The following is a 20,589-nucleotide window of genomic DNA, read 5'->3' as shown; positions in this document are numbered from 1 at the left end:
TCTTGAGTGGGCCCGGTGTACCACCGGTCCGGCGGAACCTGCGTCGCGTCTCTCCTGCACGGTGTCCGACCGGCAGGCCTTTGTCCATCCCGTGCGGGGCGGCCCAGGATCAGTCCCGGGTGCCCTGGTCGCTCACGAGCGTGCCGATCTTCTCACCCTTGACCGCGCGCGCGATATTGCCCTCGGTCAGCAATTCGAAGACCAGGATCGGCAGCTTGTTGTCCTGGCACAGCGTGATGGCGGTCATGTCGGCGACGCGCAGATCGCCGGCGATCACCTCGCTGTACTCCAGCGCGTCGAACTTCACCGCGTCGGGGTTGGTCTTGGGGTCGGAGTCGTACACCCCGTCCACACCGTTCTTCCCCATCAGCAGGGCCTCGGCGTCGATCTCCAGGGCCCGCTGGGCGGCGGTGGTGTCGGTGGAGAAGTACGGCATGCCCATACCGGCACCGAAGATGACCACGCGGCCCTTCTCCAGATGGCGCACGGCCCGCAGGGGGATGTACGGCTCCGCGACCTGGCCCATGGTGATGGCGGTCTGGACGCGGGAGTCGATGCCTTCCTTCTCCAGGAAGTCCTGGAGGGCGAGGCAGTTCATGACCGTACCGAGCATGCCCATGTAGTCGGAGCGGGCCCGGTCCATGCCGCGCTGCTGGAGCTCGGCGCCGCGGAAGAAGTTGCCGCCACCGATGACGACCGCGATCTGGGCGCCGTCCCGGACGACGGCGGCGATCTCGCGGGCGATGGCGTGTACGACGTCGGGGTCGACGCCGAGCGCTCCCCTGCCGGCGAACGCCTCACCGGACAGCTTCAGCATGAAGCGGCCGTGCTTCGTGCCGTGCTTATTGCCGTCGTCGCTTTTGTCGGCCTGTTCCATGGAGATCTCCTCGTGCACATACGAAGAAGGCCATTGCCGGGGTCCTTGCGGTTCCCTGTGCGGCAATGGCCTCCTCGTCAGATCTGCGGCCGCCCGGCGCGTACGCGGGCGACTGCGTCAGACCCTATCGGGGTCTTTGGTTGATCGCGTACGGACTCAGACGCCGACCTTGATGCGAGCGAAGCGCTTCAGGGAGACACCGGCCCCGTCCAGAACCTTCTGGACGGACTTCTTGTTGTCCTTGGCGAACGCCTGCTCCAGGACGACGACGTCCTTGAAGAAGCCGTTGACGCGACCCTCGACGATCTTCGGAAGGGCGGCCTCGGGCTTGCCCTCCTCGCGGGAGGTCGCCTCGGCGACGCGGCGCTCGTTCTCGACCGTCTCGGCCGGGACCTCGTCGCGGTTGAGGTACTTCGGGGCGAAGGCGGCGATGTGCTGCGCGACGTCCTTGGCGACCTCGGCGTCTTCCTTGTCCAGCTCGACCAGGACGCCGACCTGCGGCGGGAGGTCGGGCATGGTGCGGTGCATGTAGGCAGCCACGTAACCGCCGGTGAACTGCTCGAAGCGGTCCAGGACGATCTTCTCGCCCAGGTTGGCGTTCGCCTCGTCGACGTACGCCTGGACGGTCTTGCCGGCCTCGATCTCCGACGCGAGCAGCGCCGGGAGGTCGGCCGGGGAGGTCGCGGCGACGTGCGCGGCGAGCGTGTTGGCGACGGTCTGGAACTTGTCACCCTTGGCGACGAAGTCCGTCTCGCACTTCAGCTCGAGCAGAACGCCGGAGGTCTTGTCCTCGGAGATGAGGGAGACGACGGCGCCGTTCTCGGCCGAACGGCCTTCGCGCTTGGCGACGCCCTTCTGACCCTTGACGCGGAGCAGCTCGACGGCCTTGTCGACGTTGCCGTCGGCCTCGTCCAGGGCCTTCTTGCAGTCCATCATCCCGGCGCCGGTGAGCTCGCGGAGCTTCTTGACTTCCGCGGCGGTGTAGTTCGCCATGATCTTGTAATTCTCTCTCGAAGGTCTGAAGGATCTACGGGTGAACGGCGGGGGCCGGTGAGGCCCCCGCCGTCAACTACCGAACCTGTGAAGGTCAGGCCTGCTCGGTGTCCGCGGCCGGGGCAGCGGCCTCGGCCTCAGCGGGGGCAGCGGCCTCAGCGGGGGCGGCAGCCTCAGCCGGAGCCTCGGCCTGCTCGGCGTCGGCGACCTTCTCCGTCTCGGCGGAGGTCTGGACGTCCTCGGCCGCAGCAGCCTCGGCGGGCTTCTCGGCGTCGTCCTTCTTGTCGCCCTCGAGGAGGTCGCGCTCCCACTCGGCGAGGGGCTCGCCGGCGGCCTTCTCGCCCGGCTTCGAGTCACCGGTGGCGACACCGGAACGGGAGATGAGGCCCTCGGCGACGGCGTCGGCGATCACGCGGGTGAGCAGCGTGACGGAGCGGATCGCGTCGTCGTTGCCCGGAATCTTGTAGTCGACCTCGTCGGGGTCGCAGTTGGTGTCGAGGATCGCGACGACCGGGATGTGGAGCTTGCGCGCCTCACCGACGGCGATGTGCTCCTTCTTGGTGTCGACGATCCAGACGGCGCTCGGCACCTTCTGCATCTCGCGGATACCACCGAGGGTCTTCTCCAGCTTGGCCTTCTCGCGGGAGAGGACCAGGAGCTCCTTCTTGGTGAGGCCGGAGGCGGCCACGTCCTCGAAGTCGATCTGCTCGAGCTCCTTCAGACGCTGAAGGCGCTTGTAGACGGTGGAGAAGTTGGTGAGCATGCCACCCAGCCAGCGCTGGTTGACGTAGGGCATCCCCACGCGTGTCGCCTGCTCGGCGATGGCTTCCTGCGCCTGCTTCTTCGTACCGACGAACATGATGGAGCCGCCGTGGGCGACGGTCTCCTTGACGAACTCGTAGGCGCGGTCGATGTACGACAGCGACTGGAGCAGGTCGATGATGTAGATGCCGTTGCGCTCGGTGAAGATGAAGCGCTTCATCTTCGGGTTCCAACGGCGGGTCTGGTGACCGAAGTGGACGCCGCTTTCCAGCAGCTCCCGCATCGTGACGACGGCCATGGCCGTACTCCTCGAGGTACTCGGTTGTCGCGTCCGCCGGACGGCGGTCGCGCCTGACGCCCCGATGCGCTGTGCCACGGAGGACCGAGTAGCGCTTACACCGGCACGGAGAGGCCGATGGCGGGGCGTGCGAAGTCGACCCGGTGACCCGGATCGCCACAAGAAGTGTACGGGACCTTCGCACCTCCGGGTGACGACGCTGTCCACAACCGGTCGGTACTCCACAGAACCGGAGCATGATCAGCGCGGCCGCGTCGTTCCGGGGGACGGTGGGCGGCATGATCACTGTTCGTTCGCTGTTCCGGCGGCGCACCGGAACGTTCGCCGCTCGCGTCCGCGTGGCCCTGCTCGTGCCGGCGCTGTTTTTCGCATCCATCACCGCGGCCGCCGGGGAGCCGGGGGACGGAGGTGGCCGGTCCTGGCCGGTGGGCTCCCGGCCGGCGGTGCTGCGGGGCTGGGAGCCGCCGGTCTCCCCGTACGGCAGGGGCCACCGCGGTGTCGATCTCGCGGCGGCCCCGGGCGCACCGGTACGGGCGGCGGCCGCGGGCCGGGTCTCCTTCGCGGGCCGGGTGGCGGGGCGCGGGGTGGTCTCGATCGCCCTGTTCGGTACGGGCGACCCGCCGCTGCGCACGACGTACGAACCGGTGGAGCCGCTGGTCACGGAAGGCGACGTGGTGACCGCCGGCCAGGTGGTGGCCACACTGACGGGCGCCTCGTCCCACTGCCCGGCGAGCTGCCTGCACTGGGGCCTGCTGCGCGGCGACACATACCTCGACCCGCTGTCGCTACTGCCGCCGGAGCTGCTGCGCCGGGGTCCGTCCCGGCTGCTCCCGGTCTTCGGCGTCCCGGAGCCGGCCACGGCCGCCGGGGCTCAGCCCCCTACGCCGCGCAGCGCCATGGACACCGCGGCGTCGGCGATCTCCGCCGGATCCTCCGCCGCGCCCAGTTCGATACGGCGGACCGCCGCGTCCACGACGCCCTGGAGCAGCATCGCGGCGAGCCGGGGCTGTTCGTGGCCCAGCTCGACGAGGGCCTCCACGATCATGGCGATCAGTCCGCCGTGCGCGGCGCGGATCTTCTCGCGGGCGCCGGCGTCCAGCTCGCTCGCGGAGATGGCGACGACCGCGCGGTGCCGCTGGTCCCCGACCAGTGCGAGCTGCTGTCGTACATACGCGGCGACCTTGGCCTCCGGCGTATCGGCCCCGGCCATGGCCGCCTCGACCTCCGCGGCCCACACCGGGAAGTCGACGGCGCACAGCTCCTCGACGACTGCGGCGCGCGAGCGGAAGTATTCGTAGACCGAGGACCTGGCGAGGCCCGTGCGCTCGGCGAGGGCGGGGAAGGTCAGCCCTTCCGTACCGCCTTCCGACAGAAGGGAGCGTGCGGCGTCCAGCAGGGCGCCGCGCTGCATGGTCCGGTGCTCGGCCACGGAGGCCGCTCGAATCCTTGGCACGCCACCACTCTACGGATGAGGCGGGGGCGACACAGCGTCAGCGTCCGACGTCGGCCAGCTTGGCACGCAGCTGCAGCACGGACTTTGTGTGGATCTGACTGACCCTGCTCTCGGTCACCCCGAGCACATGGCCGATCTCGGCGAGGGTGAGGCCCTCGTAGTAGTACAGCGTGACCACGGTCTTCTCACGGTCGGGGAGGGTGTTGATCGCGCGCGCCAGCAACCGGCGCAGCTCCCGGCCCTCGGCCACCTCGACCGGATTGTCGGCGGCGGTGTCCTCCAGCGTGTCCATGAGGCTGAGCCGGTCGCCGCCCTCGCCGCCGACATGCAGCAGCTCCTCCAGCGCCACGACGTTCGCCAGTGACAACTGGCTGAAAACCGCGTGCAGTTCCTCCAGTGCGATGCCCATCTCCGCGGCGACCTCGCTCTCCGAGGGGGTACGCCGCAGTTGCGCCTCCAGCGTGGCGTAGGCACGCTCGACGGCTCTGGCCTTCTGCCGCACGGAGCGCGGGATCCAGTCCAGGGCCCTGAGTTCGTCGATCATCGCGCCGCGGATCCGGGTGATCGCGTATGTCTCGAACTTGATCGACCGCTCGATGTCGAATTTCTCGATCGCGTCGATCAGCCCGAAGACCCCGGAGGAGACGAAGTCCGCCTGCTCGACATTGGACGGCAGTCCCACACTCACCCGGCCTGCGACGTACTTCACCAGCGGTGAGTAGTGGAGGATCAACTGCTCACGCAGCCGCTCGTCGCCCGTGGTCTTGTACGAACGCCACAACTCGTCGAGCGACGAGGGCCCGGGGGGCCGCACGGCGCCCCGGGCAGCGGGGGGCGCTGCCGCGCGGTCAGACCCGGAGGTGTGCTGTGGCATGCGTTGCCTTGAGCCGTTCTGCTGTGAAGTGCGGGGGACGTCTGTCTGGTCCGGAATCCAGGTGAGCGTAGCGTGACTGTGGAGTCGCGGTAAGCGAAGAACAGGCTGGCCGCGTCTGCCCGGCTGGACGCCGTCGGCCACACCTTCGATCCGGGGCCGACGCCGCTCGCGCCGGCCCCCGGGGTCTCACCGATAGAAGTACGAGGGCCATCGCTCACACCTTTTCACCCGAATGCTCCAGGTCAAGTACCGCCTCGCCGCGCCGCTGCCACCGGTGTCGCGGGCGTGGCCAACTGCCAGCCGTCTCCGCGCCGTTCGACAAACCCCAACGAGTGGAGTTCATACAGCCTGCCGAGCGCCTCGTCCGCAGTCGTACCGGCTCCTCGGGCGATCTCCCGCCCGTCGGCGGCGCCCCGGGCGGGCAGTGCTTCCAGCACCCGTGCGCTGACGGGATCGAGCAGATCCCTGGGGACGACCGGACCCCGCCGGAGGGGAGCGAGGTCACCGATGTCACCGACCAGCTCGGCCACTTCGGCGGCGTCGGTGACCAGCACTCCCTCGCCGCGCAGCAGTTCGTGCACACCGGCCGAGAGGCCGCTGGTGGCCGGGCCCGGCACCCCCATGGTGAAGCGGCCGAGCCGCTGGGCGCCGCGCGCCGTGACCAGCGAGCCACTGCGGTATTCGGCCTCCACGACGACGGTTCCCCGGGTGAGCGCGGCGATCACGCGGTTGCGGAGGACGAATCTGCTGCGGGTGGGATGGTCGCCCGGCGGCAGTTCACCGATGACCAGGCCCTGTTCGGCGATGCGTCCGATCAACTCGGCGTGCCCCCGGGGATAGGCGACGTCGACGCCGCAGGCGAGCACGGCGACGGTGGCCCCGCCGGCCGCCAGGGCGCCCCGGTGCGCGGCGCCGTCGACCCCGAACGCGGCGCCGGACGTCACCACCCAGCCGCGCTCGGCGAGTCCCGAGCCGAGAGCCGCCGCCATATGTGCCCCATACGGGGTACACGCACGGGCGCCGACCACGGCGACGGAGCGCAGTGACCAGATCCGCAGATCCGGCCGGCCCCGCACCCAGAGGCCGATGGGGCCGGCCGCCCCCAGGTCGTCGAGCTGGCTGGGCCACTCCTGATCGCCGGGGCAGATGAACCGGCCGCCGAGCGCGGTCACCGCCGACAGATCGCGCTCGGGGACGGCCGCCGCCGCCCGGGTCCGATAGCCGCCGAGCCGCTGCTCACCGGCCCCGCTGAGCAGCTCCCGGCCGGCGTCCTGCGAGGTGATCCGCGCCAGCAGTCCGACGGCGCCGAACTGCCGCAGCCACTGTCCGCCCCGCTCGTCCCCCGGCTCGAACACGCGGGTCAGCGCGGCCCGCGCCAGCCGCTCGGCCGGGCGGACGCCGGAGGTCATGACGCACCCGCGGCCGCTGCCGCCGTGCCCCGCGCGACGCCGGTACGCAGCTCCAGCGCTAGGGCCACGTCGCGCGCCTCGGGCCGCTCGCGCCCGGCCAGATCCGCGACCGTCCACGCCACCCGGAGCACCCGGTCGAGACCGCGGGCGGTGAGCAGCCCCCGGTCCAGATCCCGTTCGGCCGCGGCGAGCGCTCCGGGCGCGACCAGCCAGCGCGTGCGCAGCTCATGGCCCGGCACCTCGCTGTTGACCGACCACGGTGTGCCGTCCAGCCGGGCCGCCGAGCGCTTCCTGGCGTCCCGCACCCGCGCGGCGACCGCCGCCGTGGACTCGCCCCTGCCCCCCTGTCCCATTAGGTCGGCGCGGTCGACGGGCCGCACCTCGACCCGCAGATCGACCCGGTCGAGCAGCGGCCCCGACAGCCGCGACCGGTAGCGGCGGATCGCCGAGGGCGGGCATTCGCACCCCGCGCCGTGCAGGGTGTGCCGTCCGCAGGGGCAGGGGTTGGCGGCGAGAGTCATCAGGAAGCGAGCGGGCAGCCGCACCACGCCCGCGCTGCGCGCCACCACCACATGCCCCGACTCCAGTGGCTGGCGCAGGGCGTCCAGCGCCCGCCCCGAGAACTCCGGGGCCTCGTCCAGAAAGAGCACCCCCCGGTGTGCGAGCGACACCGCGCCCGGCCTCGGCAGTCCGTTGCCGCCGCCGACCAGCGACTGCATGGTCGCCGAGTGGTGCGGCGCGCAGTACGGCGGTGTGCGGACGAGAGGCTGGCCCGGCGGGAGCATGCCCGCCACCGAGTGCACGGCGGTGACCTCCAGGGATTCCTGTTGGGTCAGGGGCGGCAGGAGCGCCGGCAGCCGTTCCGCCAGCATCGTCTTGCCCGCACCCGGCGGGCCTTGCAGCAGCAGATGGTGCCCGCCCGCGGCGGCCACCTCCAGGGCCGTACGGGCCGCCGCCTGACCGGCCACGTCCGCCAGGTCGGGCCGGTGCCCGTCGCCCTCCCCCGCACCGGCGCCGACGCCGGTGGCCAGACCGGTGCCCACTCCCGCGCCGGGCACCATCAGTCCCGCCAGCATCGGGTCGGGACGGCCCAGCGCGGGTTCCCGCGGCTCGTCGGGCACCGGCTCGTCGGTCAGTACGGCGATCAGCTGCCGCAGGCTCCGTACCCCGAGGACCGACACCCCGGGCACCAGGGACGCTTCGCCCGCGGTCTGCTCCGGGACCACGACCTGCCGGTATCCGGCCTCGGCCGCCGCGAGCACCGCCGGCAGCACCCCGCGCACCGGCCGGACCCGCCCGTCGAGTCCCAGCTCCCCGATCAGCACCAGATCGGCGATGGCCCCGGCGTCGATGCGCTCCGCCGCTCCGAGCACCGCGCAGGCCACCGCTAAATCGAAACCGCTGCCGCTCTTCGGCACGGAGGCGGGGCTCAGCCCCACCGTGAGTTTCTTCTGCGGCCACTCCGCGCCGGAATTGACCACCGCGGCCCTGACCCGGTCCCGGCTCTCCACGAGGCTCTTGTCCGGCAGCCCCACCAGGGTGAAGGCGGCCACGCCCGGCTCCAGGTCCGCCTGGACCTCGACCACGACGCCCTCGACACCCACCAGCGCCACCGAGCACGCACGGGCGAACGCCATCACGCCACCCCCCGGGCGTGCTCGATCACGGGGCCACCGCGCGTGGGCAGCAGCACCCCGATCAGATCGATCCGCACTCCGCCGGGCGGCGGACCGCCGCAGCGCTCCAGCCAGCAGGCCGCGAGGCGTCTCAGCCGGTCCGCCTTGGCCGGTGTGACCGCGGCCATCGGATGTTCGAACGAACCGGCTCTGCGGGTCTTCACCTCGCAGACGACCAGCACCTCGCCGCCCCGGGTGTCTCTGTCCCGGGCCACGATGTCGATCTCACCGGTCCTGCCGCACCGCCAGTTGCGGGCGAGCACGGTCATCCCCGCCGCGGCCAGCCGCCGCGCCGCCAGATTCTCGCCGTACCGCCCCAGTGCCCCCGTCGCGTTCATCTCGGCACCACCTCCGGTACCGACTCTGACGCGACCGCCCGCAACTAGTGGATCTTGGTGGACAACTCACCGGTTGTGGACAACTCGCTCACTCTCCCGGACCGTCACACACTTCAGCCGCCGGGAAGTTCGAGATCGCTCTTGTTCAGCTCCTCGATATTCACGTCCTTGAACGTGAGAACCCGGACCTGCTTGACGAACCTGGCGGGCCTGTACATGTCCCAGACCCACGCGTCCGCCATCGTGACCTCGAAGAAGACCTCACCCTGCACCGAGTGCACCTGCATCTCGTAATCATTGGTGAGATAGAAGCGACGCTCGGTCTCGATCACGTATTTGAACAGACCGACGACATCGCGGTACTCCCGGTAGAGCTTCAGCTCCATCTCGGTCTCGTACTTCTCGAGGTCCTCGGCGCTCATGGCATGTTCCCCTTCAGCCGTACGTCCCCCCATTGTGCTCCGGCGCCCCTCGGCCCCTAGACGCTTTCGGGGGCGAGGACCACCGGCTCTTCCGGAGGACCCTCGTCGAGCAGCGTACGCAGCAGCTCGGCGAGCCTGGTCGGATACACCGTCTCACGCGCCGCCGACAGTTCGGCGGAGGTCCACCACCTCAACCCCGCGACACTGCGCCGCTCCAGCTCGGTCAGCCCGGAGGAGGAGGTCGCGGTCTGGGCCGTACGTGCCAGGAAGTACCACTCGTCCTGGTCCCAGCGCCGTCCGTCGAACGGGAAGGAGCAGACGCGGCGCCACAGCACGGGCCCCAGTTCCACCTGTGTGATCCCCGTCTCCTCGGCCAGTTCGCGCAGCGCGGCCTCCTCGCGGGTCTCGTCGCCCTCCAGGCCGCCACCGGGCGTGAACCACCAGCGGTCGCCCGGATCGTCGGGCTCGTATCCGTTCAGCAGCAGAATGCGGTCCTCGGGATCCAGCAGCACCACCCGGGCGACCTTCCGCAGCGCCCCCTCAGCCGGCACCGGCGGACACCTCCTCCCGCGGCCGACGGGCCCCGCGCCGCTTCGACAGCTGCCGCGCGAGCGGCCCGTACGCGGCCCCGCCCAGGATCAGCAGCGCCCCGGCCAGCACCGCCCCGACCATCAGATTCAGCGGCCCCGGCGCCGACACTCCGCCCGGCAGCGCCGCGAAGCCCGCCGGCCGGCCGATCAGGCTGCCCAAGGGCCAGGCCACGGCGTCCACGCGCGCGTTCACGGCCGAGCGCGGCACCGAGCCCTGGTCCGGGTCCTGCAGATGGACACGGGAGTCCAGCGAGCCACTGCGCTCGTCGCCGAGCAGGAACAGCTGTCCCGCCGGTACGGTCGCGTCGAAGTCGCTCGTGGAGGCCCGCCCGCCGAGCATCCCCCGCACATACGGTTCCTCGACCGCCGTGCCGTTGACGGTGAGCCGGCCCTTCGCGTCACAGCAGGCGATCTTGTCGCCGCCGACCCCCACCACCCGCTTCACCATCGGCATATTGCCCCACTGCGCGTCGGTGAAGACCACCACGTCCCCCCGCCGTACCTCACCGCCCGATATCCGCTGGGCCAGCACCCGGTCCCCGGCCTTCACGGTCGGGTCCATCGATCGGGTCGGCACGGTGTACGGCTGGTACTCGAAGGCCGCCCAGCCGAATCCGCCCAGGAAGAGCACACAGCCGACGGCCACGGCCAGCCCCGACAGCACTTCGCCGAGGCGGCCGCGGCCGCCGTTCCTACGTCCAGTCACGCTCATCCCAGCACTCCCCCGCTCCGGAGCAGGACCGCCGGAGGTCGACGATCTGGGACGGCACCCTACCCGGCGGTACGCTCGCGGGTCAGCCTCCGCCTGCGCCACAGCACGACCGGCAGCGCGCCGGCGACACCGAGGGCCCCGGGAGCCGCTGCCGAAACCGCCGCGGCCGCGGTGCTCAGCCCGGGCTGGTCGAAGGTGTCGGGCACCGGGAGCGTGGACCAGCGGTTGACCGGCCAGGCGACGACGACCGCGCGGCCGACGACCTCGTCCGTGGAGACCGTGCCGTGACCGGGCAGCTCCTGGTGGTAGCGGGAGTCCAGCGAATTCTGCCGGTGGTCGCCCATCACCCAGATCCGGCCTTCGTCCACCTTGATCGGCCCGAACGGCTGGTCGTCACAGGGAGTGTTGCCGGGGTAGATGTACGCCGTCTCGTTCAGCGGGTGGCCGTTGACCTCGACCTTGCCGCCCTTCTTGCACTCCACCGTGTCGCCGCCGACCGCGATGACCCGCTTGATCAGGTCCTTCTCCTCGGCGGACGGCATCAGCCCGATGAAGCTGAGGAACTTCTGCGCCACGTTCGGAGCGGGTGTCTGGGCGTCGTCGAGCCAGCCGCCCGGGTCATGGAAGACCACGACCTCACCGCGCTCCGGTTCGGCGCCGAACCACGGCGTGAGCTTGTCCACCAGTACCCGGTCGCCCCGCTGCAGGGTGTCCTGCATCGAGTCCGAGGGGATGGAGAACGCCTGTACCAGGAAGGTCTTGATCAGAAGCGCGAGCAACAGCGCGATTCCGATCAGGAGAGGCAGCTCCTTCCAGAAGGAGCGCGGCTTCCTCGCCCCGGATCCGCCACTGTCCAAGGTCTCGCTCTCGCGTTCCGTCGAATCGTCCGTCACGACGGAGGGCGACTCGGCGAGCTGCTCGTGTCCCTCCTCGGGACCGTCATGTCCGGATCGTGCGCCGACCGCCACGTCCCCCACATCCACTCCTTACTCCGTGCGAATACTCCGTGCGCTTGCCTGTCCCGGAAAAGGGACACGCCCACCACTCCCATAACGAGCGGGAGTTCCGCAGGGCTCGGGAGCCTGGTCAATCCGTTCAGATCCTGGGGGGACAGCCTATTCGACGGCCCCAGTGCCGTCGTCGGTGCCGCACGCGCGTCAGGGACCGAGGCGTAGGTCTCCGGCTCCTCCAGCCTGCGCCAGTGGCCGAAAGGCCAGGCGATGACGACCGCGCGGCCCACCACCTCGTTCTCGGAGACCGTGCCACGGTACTTCTCGCCGAGATGGAAGCGGGAATCGGCCGAGTTCGACCGGTGGTCCCCCATGACGAAGATCCGCCCGGCGGGCACCTCCACCTCGAAGGGAAGCTGCGAGGGAACGTTGCCCGGGTGCAGATACGGCTCGTTGAGGGGGGTGCCGTTGACGGTGACCTTCCCGCCCCGGTCGCAGCACTTGACGGTGTCACCGCCGACCGCGACCACCCGCTTGATCAGATCCTGCTCGTCGGCGGACGGCAGCAGCCCGATGAAGGTCAGCACCTGTTTGACCTGCTTGACGACCACCGGGGAGTTGTCCGGCGGGGGCTCCTCGTCCTGGAGCCAGCCGCCGGGGTCCTTGAAGACCACGACATCGCCGCGGGCCGGCTTCGAGCCGAACCACGGCGTCAGCTTGTCCACCAGCACCCGGTCGCTGATCTTGATCGTCTGCTCCATCGATCCCGACGGGATGACGAACGCCTGCACCAGGAAGGTCTTGAGTACGAGCGCGATCAGCAGCGCCACGGTGATGAGGACAGGTATCTCCGCCACGGCGGACCGGCGCCGGCGCCGCTTGACCTTACGGGCGAGCTTGCGCCGGTCCGCGCGCCCCGGCAGCTGCCGCTCGCTCGTGGGCCGGGTGCCGGTCGGCAGTCCGCTGTCGGAGACCTGGCCCGGGGGTCGTCCGCGCTTACCCATGGACGCCGCCGGGACTCCGTACGTCCGAAAAGGCACCGGTCGGCTCCAGCGAGGACCAGCGGTCCAGCGGCCAGCCGATCCAGTCCGCCCGTCCGACGACCCGGTCCACGGGCACCATGCCGCCGCCCGGCTCACCGAGATGGTCCCGGGAGTCGCGTGAATTGCTGCGGTGATCGCCCATGACCCAGAGGGTGCCCGGGGGTACGACGATGTCGAAGGGGACGCGGGAGGGCGCGTCGCCGAAGTACAGATAGCGCTCGTCCACCGCACGGCCGTTCACCTCGACCCTGCCCCCCTTGTCGCAGCAGACGACACGGTCGCCCCCCACACCGACCACGCGCTTCACGAAGTCGGTCTCGGCGGGCTCGGCGAGCCCCAGGGCCGCGGCCGCCCCATGCAGCAGCCCGGTGACGGGGTTCTCCGTCACCGGCTCCTGGACGAAGGATCCGGTGCCGTCGAAGACCACCACATCACCACGCTCCGGCGCGTCACCGAAACGGTACGCCACCTTGTTGACCATCACCCGGTCCCCGACCCGGAGGGTGGGCTCCATCGAGCCGCTGGGGATCAGGAACGGCTGCATCACAAAGGTGCTGACCAGGAGTATGAAGACCGCGCAGACGAGACCGAGCAGTCCCGCCCGGCGCCAGGAAGGGCCTGAGCCCCGCAGAGCCGCTGAGCCGCGAAAACGCGCGGAACGCGACCGGTCTTCCGTCCCGGTGGGGGATGCGGAAGAGCGGTCGCGCTCCGTGTGCTGTGCTTCGGTGTCCATCGGGGCCAGAGCTTATCCGGCGGCCCTGTGGACCCGGGCGCGAGTTCGATCCGCAGCCCGGTCGTGGCGTGACTACCTGTCGCGCTTCTCCTTGATCTTCGCGGCCTTGCCGCGCAGCTCACGGAGGTAGTACAGCTTCGCGCGACGAACGTCACCGCGGCTCACGAGCTCGATCTTCTCGAAGATCGGGCTGTGGACCGGGAAGGTGCGCTCGACACCGACGGAGAAGGAGACCTTGCGGACCGTGAAGGTCTCGCGGACGCCCGAGCCCTGGCGGCGGATGACGACGCCCTTGAACTGCTGGATACGGGAGCGGTTGCCTTCGATGACCCGCACGTGGACGTTGACGGTGTCACCGGGGCGGAAGGCGGGGAGGTCGCTGCGGAGCGACGCGACGTCGACAGAGTCGAGCAGGCTGGACATGGTGTGGTCTGCTTCCTCGCTGATGCCACAGGTCATCAGCGGATATCGAAATGAGAGTCTGGGTGCCGTTCGCGTCGGGCGGGCGTCGTTCCCCCTGTGGCAGGGGCGCACACCGGACGTACAGCAGGGGCTTATTCTTCCATGGCCTCGGGCCTGCGCCAAAATCGGCCGCCGGGCTCGGGCGCCCAGCCCAGGATGGAGAGCATCTCGCGGTCCTTCTTGTCGAAGGCCGCGGGGTCGCAACGCTCGATCAGATCGGGCCGGTTGAGGGCCGTACGACGGAACGCCTCGTCCCGCCGCCAGCGCGCGATCCTGCCGTGGTGGCCGCTGAGCAGGACGTCCGGAATCCCGCGCCCGCGCCACTCGGGCGGCTTGGTGTAGACGGGGCCCTCCAGCAGATCGGCCATCGCGCCGGGGGCGAAGGAGTCGTCGCGGTGCGACTCCGCGTTGCCGAGGACGCCGGGCAGCAGCCGGGCCACGGCCTCGGTGATGACCAGTACGGCGGCCTCGCCGCCGGCCAGCACATAGTCACCGATGGACACCTCGTAGACCGGTATCCGGGTCGCGTACTCGTCGATGACCCGGCGGTCGATGCCCTCGTAGCGGGCGGGTGCGAAGAGCAGCCAGGGCCGCTCGGAAAGCTCGACGGCCAGCTCCTGCGTGAAGGGGCGGCCGCTCGGGGTGGGGACGATCAGGGCCGGGCCGCCGGCGCCCGACTCGTAGCCGCTCGCCAAGGCGTCGTCGAGCGCGTCGCCCCAGGGCCCGGTCTTCATGACCATGCCGGGACCGCCGCCGTAGGGGGTGTCGTCGACCGTGTTGTGCCGGTCGTACGTCCACTCCCTCAGATCGTGCACGTGTACGTCGAGCCGGCCGCGCGCGCGGGCCTTGCCGACCAGCGAGACGTTCAGGGGCTCCAGATACTCCGGGAAGATCGTGACGACATCGAGTCGCATCAGCCGTCGTCCCCGTCCGCCGCGGCGCGGTCATCGGCTGCTTCGTCGCCGGCGGCGGGACCGTCGTCGATGAGACCCGGCGGCGGGTCGATGACGGCCCGCTGCTCCTCCAGATCGATCTCGGTGACGATCTCCTCCACGAAGGGGATCATCACCTCGCTGCCGTCCGGCCGTTCCACGATGAACAGGTCCTGCGAGGGCAGATGGGAGATCTCGGTGATCCGGCCGATCTCCGTACCGTCCGCCAGGACGACATCCAGGTCCATCAGCTGATGGTCGTAGAACTCCTCCGGGTCCTGGGGGAGTTCCGCCGGGTCGATCTCGGCGATGAGCAGGACGTTGCGCAGGGCCTCGGCGCCCGTACGGTCGCGTACGCCCTCGAACCGCAGCAGCAGCCTGCCGCTGTGCACCCGGCCCGTCTCGATCGTCAGCGGTCCGGTCGAGGCCGGTTCCGTGGCGAGTACGGCGCCGGGCCCGAGCCGCTGCTCGGGCTCGTCCGTACGCACCTCGACGGTGACCTCACCCTTGATGCCGTGGGCGCGGCCGATCCGCCCGACTACCAACTGCACGTGCATACCCTTCTTGTGCCGCCGCACCGCCGCCGCTTACGCGGACGGGGCCGCTCACCACTGTGGTTCCCCGATGGATGATTGCCGTCACCGCGAAAAACAGCACGGGCCGGAGAAGGCGGTGGCCTTCTCCGGCCCGGGCCGGTGTTCAACTGTGTCAGCGCACCTGATCCACGTCGACGAGGTCGACGCGGATGCCACGGCCGCCGATGGCGCCCACGACAGTCCGCAGAGCACGTGCGGTGCGGCCGTTACGGCCGATCACCTTGCCGAGGTCGTCGGGGTGGACCCGGACCTCCAGCACACGGCCGCGGCGCAGGTTGCGCGAGGCCACCTGCACTTCGTCCGGGTTGTCGACGATGCCCTTCACGAGGTGCTCGAGAGCCTCCTCGAGCATGCTCAGGCCTCGGTCGACTCGGCGGTGGCCGAGGACTCGGTCCCGGCTTCGTCGGCCTTCTTGTCGGACTTCTTGGCCTTCTGAGTGATCGCCTCACCCTTGGGCTCGTCGCCGGCGTCCTTCGTGGCGGCCTCGAAGAGGGCGCGCTTGTCGGCCTTCGGCTCCGGCTGCAGCAGCGGCGCGGGGGCCGGAAGGCCCTTGTGCGCCTGCCAGTCACCGGTGAGCTTGAGGATCGCGAGAACCGGCTCGGTCGGCTGGGCGCCGACGGACAGCCAGTAACGCGCGCGGTCCGAGTCGACCTCGATACGCGAGGGGTTCTGCACCGGGTGGTACAGACCGATCTCCTCGATGGCCCGGCCGTCACGGCGGGTACGGGAGTCGGCGACGATGATGCGGTAGTGAGGCGAACGGATCTTGCCCAGACGCTTCAGCTTGATCTTGACTGCCACTGGAGTGGTGTCTCCTGGTCTTGACGTGGTTGAGCGCAACGGGACGCCGCGTGGGGTTGCGGTACCCGATCCGCCCGATGGACGCGTCAGCCGGAGGAGAGAGGGGTCCTGTGCGACTGTCGAGTACAGCTGGTCATTGTGCCACATACCTGCGACAGGGCATGACCCGGCCGGGGCCGGGCCCCCGCCGCGGTGGGCCTGGGGAGTGTCGTACGGATCCCGGCCGGTTCGCCTGATCCGTAGGAGACCCCCCAGGTCCTGGGCTCAGCTCGCCGCGCCGACCACTTCCGGGATACGGAAGGGCTTGCCGCAGCCGCCGCAGACGATCGGCGCCTGGGCGAGGACCGACGGAACGACGCGTACGTTCCGGCCGCAGTCGCAGACCGCTTTGACGCGGACTCCGCCGCCGGAGGAGCCGTGCCGGGCGGCCGGGCCGCGGAAGCTGCGCTTGGTGTCCGCAGCCGTCGCGACCGTATGCGCCTTCAGAGCGCGCTGGAGCCGCTCCATGGTGGGGCGATACCGCCGTTTCGCCTCGGGGCTGAGCGAGACCAGCGAGAAGCCGCTGCTGGGATGCGGCTCCTCGGGGTGGTCAAGGCCCATCTCCTCGGCGATCGCCAGGAATCGGCGGTTGTGATAACGGCCCGCACGCGAGGTGTCTCGGACACCTCTGGCGGCGGCGATGCCGTGGACCGCTTCGTGAAGCAGTCGTTCGAAGGAGAGCTCGGCGCCGCAGGCGGACGACGATTCTCCGATCAGGGACTCTGGCGCGGCAAGATCCGGCAGCTCGGGGTGGGACCGCTGAATATCGGCCCACGCCTGTGCCAGCTCTGCGGCGAGAACAGGTGGTGTCGTGCTCACGTCGTGAACAACGAGCCGGAACGCTCTCGGGTTCCATTACGGGGCATCCCAAATAATTTGCACGTACCCGTCAGTTGCCATTGATGCGTCCTGACGAGGGCGGGTGCGTCGATCTGCGGAGAAGCCTCGCAGCTCATCTCAAGGTGGTACGTAGCGCCGCGTACGCATCGGCGCGTAGCTGATCTACGTACACCGGCACTCTTCGACCGGAGCTCAGCAAGAGGGAGCTCAGTAGGCGCGCGCCACAAGGGCGAGGTTACCCGGCGCATCATCCGATTCCGGCACCGACCCGTCCTCGGCGACCAGACACCGTACGGACACGCCGTGCCGGGCGAGGGCGGCCTCTCCCCCGGGGCCCAGCGCCGCCCACGCGATACGCGCCCAGCCACCCGCGCCGGCGGCCTCGGCGGCCTCCTCGACGGTGGAGACATCGGTGGTACGGGACGCGCGGCGCTCCCGGGACTGCCGCAGCAGCAGCGCCTGGTCCTCTTCGAGGACCGTGGGCAGCAGCCCGGCCAGGGCGTCCACGGAGACGGGCTCCTTGCCGCCCGGGATCCGGCGGGCGAGCATCGCGGTGCCGCTCTCCAGGTCGCGCGGGCCGATCTCGATCCGTACGGGCACGCCCTTCAGCTCCCAGTCGACGGCGCGGCGGCCGAAGGGGGTGTCGGTACGGTCGTCGACCTGGACGCGCAGGCCGGCCGCCCCGAGGCGGCCGGCGATCTCATGGACGGCCGCGAGGACGGCCTCGTCGTCCTTGATGGCGAGGACGACGGCCTGGACGGGGGCGAGCCGGGGCGGCACGCGCAGCCCGTTGTCGTCGCCGTGGGACATGATCAGTCCGCCGACCATCCGGGTCGAGGCGCCCCAGGAGGTCTGCCAGACCAGCTCCTGGGTGTCGTCCTTCGACAGATACCGGATGTGGAAGGCCCTGGCGAAGTTCTGGCCCAGTTCATGGCTCGTGCCCAGCTGGAGGGCCTTGCCGTCGCCCATCATGCCTTCGAGGGTCAGGGTGTTGATGGCTCCCGCGAAGCGCTCGCTCGCGGTCTTGCGGCCCAGGACGACATCGATGCCGAGGACATTGATCATGAAGTCCGCGTAGACGTGCCGGTGGATGTGCGCCGCGTACCGCCTGGCCTCCTCCTCGGTGGCGTGGGCGGTGTGGCCCTCCTGCCAGAGGAATTCGGTCGTGCGCAGGAAGATCCGGGGGCGCATCTCCCAGCGGACGACATTGGCCCACTGGTTGATGAGGAGCGGCAGATCGCGGTAGCTCCGCACCCACTTGGAGAAGTACTCGTTGACGATCGTCTCGGAGGTGGGACGGACGACGGCCGGCTCGTCCAGCTCCTTGCCGCCGCCGTGCGTGACGACGGCCAGCTCGGGTGCGAAGCCCTCGACGTGTTCGGCTTCTCTCGTCAGATACGACTGCGGGATGAGAAGCGGGAAGTACGCGTTCGCGGCGCCCGCCTCCTTGATACGGGCGTCCAGCTCCTGCTGCATCCGCTCCCACAGGCCGTAGCCGTACGGCCTGATCACCATCGTGCCGCGCACCGGTCCGTTGTCGGCCAGCTCGGCCTTGTTGATCAGGTCCTGGTACCAGCGGGGGAAGTCGTCCGCCTGGGGCGTGAGAACAGGTGCCTTCGCCATGGCGGGAATCGTACGGCGGCCATGTCCGGAAAAATGGATCAGCCGCGCGCGCCGGGGCGTACGCCCGGTTCACCCAACGCTTTGCCCATCGCCCACTGGACGCGGGCACGGATGCGGAGTTCCCTGACATACGGGGGATGTGTGCGCGCATCTACACGGGGGGCTGTCCATCAGGACACTGACGACCTCTCGGCGGATTGGGGCGCTATCCATGACACCTACGCTCGCCCAGCACCACGAGCAGCCTCCGAACGCGGCCTCGGCTCCGGCGCTTCTCGCGGGCGCGGGTGCGCGCGCCCGCGACTGGGCCGAGATCCAGGAACGGATGCTGGTGCCGCTCTACGAAGCGGTGTACGAACGCCTGGAGGTCCACACCGGCACCCGGGTGCTCGGCCTCGGCTGCGGCTCGGGGCTCGCCCTGCTGCTCGCCGCCTCGCGGGGCGCGCGGGTGACCGGCGTCGACGCGGACGAGGAGCGGCTCGCGCTGGCCCGCGAACGGCTGGTCGTTGAGGGGAAGCGGGACGACCGCTCCGCCGAGCCGGCGGCCACCAGCACGCTGCTGCCGGTGGACCGGATGGCCGAGGCGGCCGCCGCGCCGGACAGTTCCCCGTACGACCTGATCACCGCTTTCCAGCCGATCGGCTCCACGGCGGACGACGGGGAGGAGCTCGCGCCCGCCCTCGGCACGGCGATACCGCTGGCCGAGCACGGCACCCCGGTGGTGCTGGCCGGCTGGGGGCCGCCGGAGCGCTGCGCCACGGACGCGGTGCTGCGGGTCGCGGGCCGGCTGACCGGCGGGCCGGGCACCGGCGGCCGGTCCCCGGCGCACCGGGACGACCTGGAGGAGGTGGCCGCGCGGGCCGGTCTGGAGCCGGACGGCTCGGGCCGGGTGGCCTGCCCCTTCGGCTACGCGGACACGGAGAGCGCGGTGCGCGGGCTGCTGTCGACCGGGGTGTTCGACGGGGCGATCGGGGCCACGGACCGGCGGCAGGTGGAGAAGGAGATCAGCGAGGCGCTCCGTCCGCATCTGCGGCCCGACGGCACGGTGTGGATGGAGAACGTCTTCCGTTATCTGATCGCCCGCACGCCCTGACCTGGGCGGACGCAGCCCGACCGGCCGGTCCGTTTCCTGGCCGGGAACGGACCGGCCCAGGACCCTTGTCAGTATCCAGAATCCTGTTTACTGTCTCTTCCGTGACAGGCTTTGACGAGCGTTTCCTGACCCGCAACGGCCTCGCGGCCCGGCAGCTGGCGGTTCTCCTGCTGAACCACGAGCCGGACACCCGGCTGCCACGGGTGCGCGACTTCGCCATGGAGCTGGGCGTCGGGAACGGCACCGTCCAGGCGGCGCTCCAGCTGCTGGAGAAGGCCGAGGCCATCGAGACGACGGCCCGTGGCCATCTCGGCACCTTCCTCGTCCGCTCCGACCGCTCGATACTCTGGCGGCTCTCCGGGCTCGGCACCCTGCTCGCCGCGATGCCGCTCCCGTACTCCCGCCGCTACGAAGGTCTGGCCACCGGGCTGCGCTCCGCCTTCGAGGAGGCCGGCGCCCCCTTCGCGATCACCTTCATGCGAGGCGCCGGCGCCCGCACCACCGCCCTGATCGAGGGCAAGGTCGATCTCGTGGTGCTCTCCCGCTTCGCCGCCGACCGGCTGGTCGGGGAACACCCCGTCGAGCTGGTCGCGGATCTCGGCCCGGCCACCTACGTCGGGGCGCACGGGCTGCTGCTGCGGCACGGCGCGGACCTGGACACCCCGGGGCTGCGGGTCGCCGTCGACCACGCCTCCGAGGATCAGCGGATGCTCGCCGAGCGCGTGTTCGCCGGACGCGGCGACATCGAGTGGGTCGAGGCCTCGTACATGCAGCTGCCCGAGCTGCTGGAGCAGGACCGGGCCGACGCCACCGTCTGGAACCTCGATGAGGTACAGGGCCGGCTCGGCCCAGGCGTGGACGTACGGCCACTGGGCGACGAGGTCACCCGCGATCTGTCGCTGCGCAACTCCAGCGCGGCGATCATCGGCAGGACCGAGGGGGCGAAGGCGCTCGGCGCCGTGCGCGACTCGCTCGACCTGTCGGTCATCACCACCGTCCAGACCGAGGTACTGCGCGGTGAGCGCATGCCCTCGTACTGACCTCACCGGCCTCATCGGCTTCGCCGGACCCCA

At 70.5% G+C, this 20,589-nt stretch carries 22 protein-coding genes and 2 pseudogenes; 3 read left to right on the top strand and 21 right to left on the bottom strand.

Annotated features, from left to right (window positions below; all coding sequences use genetic code 11):
• Positions 1-109 precede the first annotated feature (109 nt).
• The 3 genes from pyrH to rpsB all read right to left on the bottom strand — a co-directional run bounded on the left by pyrH (position 110) and on the right by rpsB (position 2,930).
• On the bottom strand, positions 110-877 hold the full coding sequence (gene pyrH / locus ACZ6MZ_RS07165; RefSeq protein WP_384184681.1) for a UMP kinase: 768 nt from the start codon (positions 875-877) through the stop codon (positions 110-112).
• A gap of 156 nt (positions 878-1,033) precedes the next feature.
• On the bottom strand, positions 1,034-1,870 hold the full coding sequence (gene tsf / locus ACZ6MZ_RS07160) for a translation elongation factor Ts (RefSeq protein ID WP_384184678.1): 837 nt from the start codon (positions 1,868-1,870) through the stop codon (positions 1,034-1,036).
• Between the two features lie 94 nt (positions 1,871-1,964).
• Entirely contained in the window at positions 1,965-2,930 is a 966-nt protein-coding gene (gene rpsB / locus ACZ6MZ_RS07155) for a 30S ribosomal protein S2 (protein WP_389791331.1), read from the bottom strand.
• Between the two features lie 359 nt (positions 2,931-3,289).
• On the opposite strand from rpsB, the pseudogene ACZ6MZ_RS07150 reads away from it, so the two are divergent.
• A pseudogene (locus tag ACZ6MZ_RS07150) lies at positions 3,290-3,784 on the top strand (murein hydrolase activator EnvC family protein); the annotation flags it as partial.
• 17 nt (positions 3,785-3,801) lie between these two features.
• Here the strand turns inward: ACZ6MZ_RS07150 and ACZ6MZ_RS07145 are convergent.
• The 18 genes and pseudogenes from ACZ6MZ_RS07145 to proS form a co-directional block, all read right to left on the bottom strand.
• Entirely contained in the window at positions 3,802-4,359 is a 558-nt protein-coding gene (locus tag ACZ6MZ_RS07145) for a TetR/AcrR family transcriptional regulator (protein WP_389791339.1), read from the bottom strand.
• A gap of 61 nt (positions 4,360-4,420) precedes the next feature.
• Positions 4,421-5,257 (bottom strand): RNA polymerase sigma factor WhiG, encoded by an 837-nt coding sequence (gene whiG, locus ACZ6MZ_RS07140; protein WP_384184673.1) that lies wholly within the window; start codon positions 5,255-5,257, stop codon positions 4,421-4,423.
• 242 nt (positions 5,258-5,499) lie between these two features.
• Positions 5,500-6,666, bottom strand: coding sequence for a DNA-processing protein DprA (gene dprA / locus ACZ6MZ_RS07135; protein ID WP_469350294.1), 1,167 nt, complete (start codon positions 6,664-6,666; stop codon positions 5,500-5,502).
• Positions 6,663-8,303, bottom strand: a complete 1,641-nt coding sequence (locus tag ACZ6MZ_RS07130) for a YifB family Mg chelatase-like AAA ATPase (RefSeq protein ID WP_469350292.1) — start codon at positions 8,301-8,303, stop codon at positions 6,663-6,665. Before ACZ6MZ_RS07130 ends, dprA begins: the two co-directional genes overlap by 4 nt.
• Positions 8,303-8,680 (bottom strand): YraN family protein, encoded by a 378-nt coding sequence (locus ACZ6MZ_RS07125; RefSeq protein WP_384184664.1) that lies wholly within the window; start codon positions 8,678-8,680, stop codon positions 8,303-8,305. Before ACZ6MZ_RS07125 ends, ACZ6MZ_RS07130 begins: the two co-directional genes overlap by 1 nt.
• A gap of 113 nt (positions 8,681-8,793) precedes the next feature.
• The gene (locus ACZ6MZ_RS07120) at positions 8,794-9,102 is read right to left on the bottom strand and encodes a DUF2469 domain-containing protein (protein ID WP_014675276.1); all 309 of its coding nucleotides are present in this window, start codon (positions 9,100-9,102) and stop codon (positions 8,794-8,796) included.
• Between the two features lie 56 nt (positions 9,103-9,158).
• The gene (locus tag ACZ6MZ_RS07115; RefSeq protein WP_384335429.1) at positions 9,159-9,653 is read right to left on the bottom strand and encodes an NUDIX hydrolase; all 495 of its coding nucleotides are present in this window, start codon (positions 9,651-9,653) and stop codon (positions 9,159-9,161) included.
• The gene (gene lepB / locus ACZ6MZ_RS07110; RefSeq protein ID WP_389788027.1) at positions 9,643-10,404 is read right to left on the bottom strand and encodes a signal peptidase I; all 762 of its coding nucleotides are present in this window, start codon (positions 10,402-10,404) and stop codon (positions 9,643-9,645) included. The genes ACZ6MZ_RS07115 and lepB (ACZ6MZ_RS07110) overlap by 11 nt, the downstream gene beginning before the upstream one ends.
• A 59-nt stretch (positions 10,405-10,463) precedes the next feature.
• Complete coding sequence (lepB, locus tag ACZ6MZ_RS07105; protein ID WP_469350405.1) at positions 10,464-11,297, bottom strand: signal peptidase I; 834 nt, start codon at positions 11,295-11,297, stop codon at positions 10,464-10,466.
• A 49-nt stretch (positions 11,298-11,346) separates the two neighbouring features.
• Positions 11,347-12,358 (bottom strand): annotated as a pseudogene (gene lepB / locus ACZ6MZ_RS07100) (signal peptidase I); the annotation flags it as partial.
• Positions 12,351-13,130, bottom strand: a complete 780-nt coding sequence (lepB, locus tag ACZ6MZ_RS07095) for a signal peptidase I (protein ID WP_469350290.1) — start codon at positions 13,128-13,130, stop codon at positions 12,351-12,353. The pseudogene lepB (ACZ6MZ_RS07100) and the gene lepB (ACZ6MZ_RS07095), both read right to left, overlap by 8 nt.
• 72 nt (positions 13,131-13,202) lie before the next feature.
• Positions 13,203-13,553 (bottom strand): 50S ribosomal protein L19, encoded by a 351-nt coding sequence (gene rplS / locus ACZ6MZ_RS07090; RefSeq protein WP_384184807.1) that lies wholly within the window; start codon positions 13,551-13,553, stop codon positions 13,203-13,205.
• 131 nt (positions 13,554-13,684) lie between these two features.
• Positions 13,685-14,506, bottom strand: a complete 822-nt coding sequence (trmD, locus tag ACZ6MZ_RS07085) for a tRNA (guanosine(37)-N1)-methyltransferase TrmD (protein WP_384184653.1) — start codon at positions 14,504-14,506, stop codon at positions 13,685-13,687.
• Entirely contained in the window at positions 14,506-15,075 is a 570-nt protein-coding gene (rimM, locus tag ACZ6MZ_RS07080) for a ribosome maturation factor RimM (protein ID WP_389788021.1), read from the bottom strand. The genes trmD and rimM overlap by 1 nt, the downstream gene beginning before the upstream one ends.
• A 157-nt stretch (positions 15,076-15,232) precedes the next feature.
• Entirely contained in the window at positions 15,233-15,472 is a 240-nt protein-coding gene (locus tag ACZ6MZ_RS07075; protein WP_020868149.1) for an RNA-binding protein, read from the bottom strand.
• Between the two features lie 2 nt (positions 15,473-15,474).
• A complete protein-coding gene (rpsP, locus tag ACZ6MZ_RS07070; RefSeq protein WP_384184647.1) occupies positions 15,475-15,921 on the bottom strand; it encodes a 30S ribosomal protein S16 in 447 nt (148 codons plus the stop codon).
• Between the two features lie 264 nt (positions 15,922-16,185).
• Positions 16,186-16,779 carry a hypothetical protein gene (locus ACZ6MZ_RS07065; RefSeq protein WP_384184645.1) on the bottom strand — a complete coding sequence of 198 codons (594 nt, stop codon included), beginning with the start codon at positions 16,777-16,779 and terminating at the stop codon, positions 16,186-16,188.
• A 228-nt stretch (positions 16,780-17,007) separates the two neighbouring features.
• Complete coding sequence (gene proS / locus ACZ6MZ_RS07060) at positions 17,008-18,423, bottom strand: proline--tRNA ligase (protein ID WP_469350288.1); 1,416 nt, start codon at positions 18,421-18,423, stop codon at positions 17,008-17,010.
• A gap of 211 nt (positions 18,424-18,634) precedes the next feature.
• Here proS and ACZ6MZ_RS07055 point away from each other — a divergent pair, with 211 nt between their 5' ends.
• Together ACZ6MZ_RS07055 and yhfZ are read left to right on the top strand one after the other, a co-directional pair.
• Positions 18,635-19,516, top strand: coding sequence for a class I SAM-dependent methyltransferase (locus ACZ6MZ_RS07055; RefSeq protein ID WP_469350287.1), 882 nt, complete (start codon positions 18,635-18,637; stop codon positions 19,514-19,516).
• A 101-nt stretch (positions 19,517-19,617) separates the two neighbouring features.
• Positions 19,618-20,556, top strand: a complete 939-nt coding sequence (gene yhfZ / locus ACZ6MZ_RS07050; RefSeq protein WP_389788016.1) for a GntR family transcriptional regulator YhfZ — start codon at positions 19,618-19,620, stop codon at positions 20,554-20,556.
• Positions 20,557-20,589: the final 33 nt, after the last annotated feature.

It is taken from the genome of Streptomyces sp. NPDC042201 (assembly GCF_055582185.1).
Note: the sequence above shows the minus strand (reverse complement) of the source record. Positions and strands in the feature narration are given on the sequence as shown.

Excerpts from the sequence above, each read along its gene's own strand:
- pyrH (WP_384184681.1), bottom strand. The coding sequence starts at position 877 with ATGGAACAGGCCGACAAAAGCGACGACGGCAATAAGCACGGCACGAAG.
- tsf (WP_384184678.1), bottom strand. The coding sequence starts at position 1,870 with ATGGCGAACTACACCGCCGCGGAAGTCAAGAAGCTCCGCGAGCTCACC.
- rpsB (WP_389791331.1), bottom strand. The coding sequence starts at position 2,930 with ATGGCCGTCGTCACGATGCGGGAGCTGCTGGAAAGCGGCGTCCACTTC.
- whiG (WP_384184673.1), bottom strand. The coding sequence starts at position 5,257 with ATGCCACAGCACACCTCCGGGTCTGACCGCGCGGCAGCGCCCCCCGCT.
- dprA (WP_469350294.1), bottom strand. The coding sequence starts at position 6,666 with ATGACCTCCGGCGTCCGCCCGGCCGAGCGGCTGGCGCGGGCCGCGCTG.
- ACZ6MZ_RS07130 (WP_469350292.1), bottom strand. The coding sequence starts at position 8,303 with ATGGCGTTCGCCCGTGCGTGCTCGGTGGCGCTGGTGGGTGTCGAGGGC.
- ACZ6MZ_RS07125 (WP_384184664.1), bottom strand. The coding sequence starts at position 8,680 with ATGAACGCGACGGGGGCACTGGGGCGGTACGGCGAGAATCTGGCGGCG.
- ACZ6MZ_RS07120 (WP_014675276.1), bottom strand. The coding sequence starts at position 9,102 with ATGAGCGCCGAGGACCTCGAGAAGTACGAGACCGAGATGGAGCTGAAG.
- lepB (WP_389788027.1), bottom strand. The coding sequence starts at position 10,404 with ATGAGCGTGACTGGACGTAGGAACGGCGGCCGCGGCCGCCTCGGCGAA.
- lepB (WP_469350290.1), bottom strand. The coding sequence starts at position 13,130 with ATGGACACCGAAGCACAGCACACGGAGCGCGACCGCTCTTCCGCATCC.
- rplS (WP_384184807.1), bottom strand. The coding sequence starts at position 13,553 with ATGTCCAGCCTGCTCGACTCTGTCGACGTCGCGTCGCTCCGCAGCGAC.
- trmD (WP_384184653.1), bottom strand. The coding sequence starts at position 14,506 with ATGCGACTCGATGTCGTCACGATCTTCCCGGAGTATCTGGAGCCCCTG.
- ACZ6MZ_RS07075 (WP_020868149.1), bottom strand. The coding sequence starts at position 15,472 with ATGCTCGAGGAGGCTCTCGAGCACCTCGTGAAGGGCATCGTCGACAAC.
- proS (WP_469350288.1), bottom strand. The coding sequence starts at position 18,423 with ATGGCGAAGGCACCTGTTCTCACGCCCCAGGCGGACGACTTCCCCCGC.
- ACZ6MZ_RS07055 (WP_469350287.1), top strand. The coding sequence starts at position 18,635 with ATGACACCTACGCTCGCCCAGCACCACGAGCAGCCTCCGAACGCGGCC.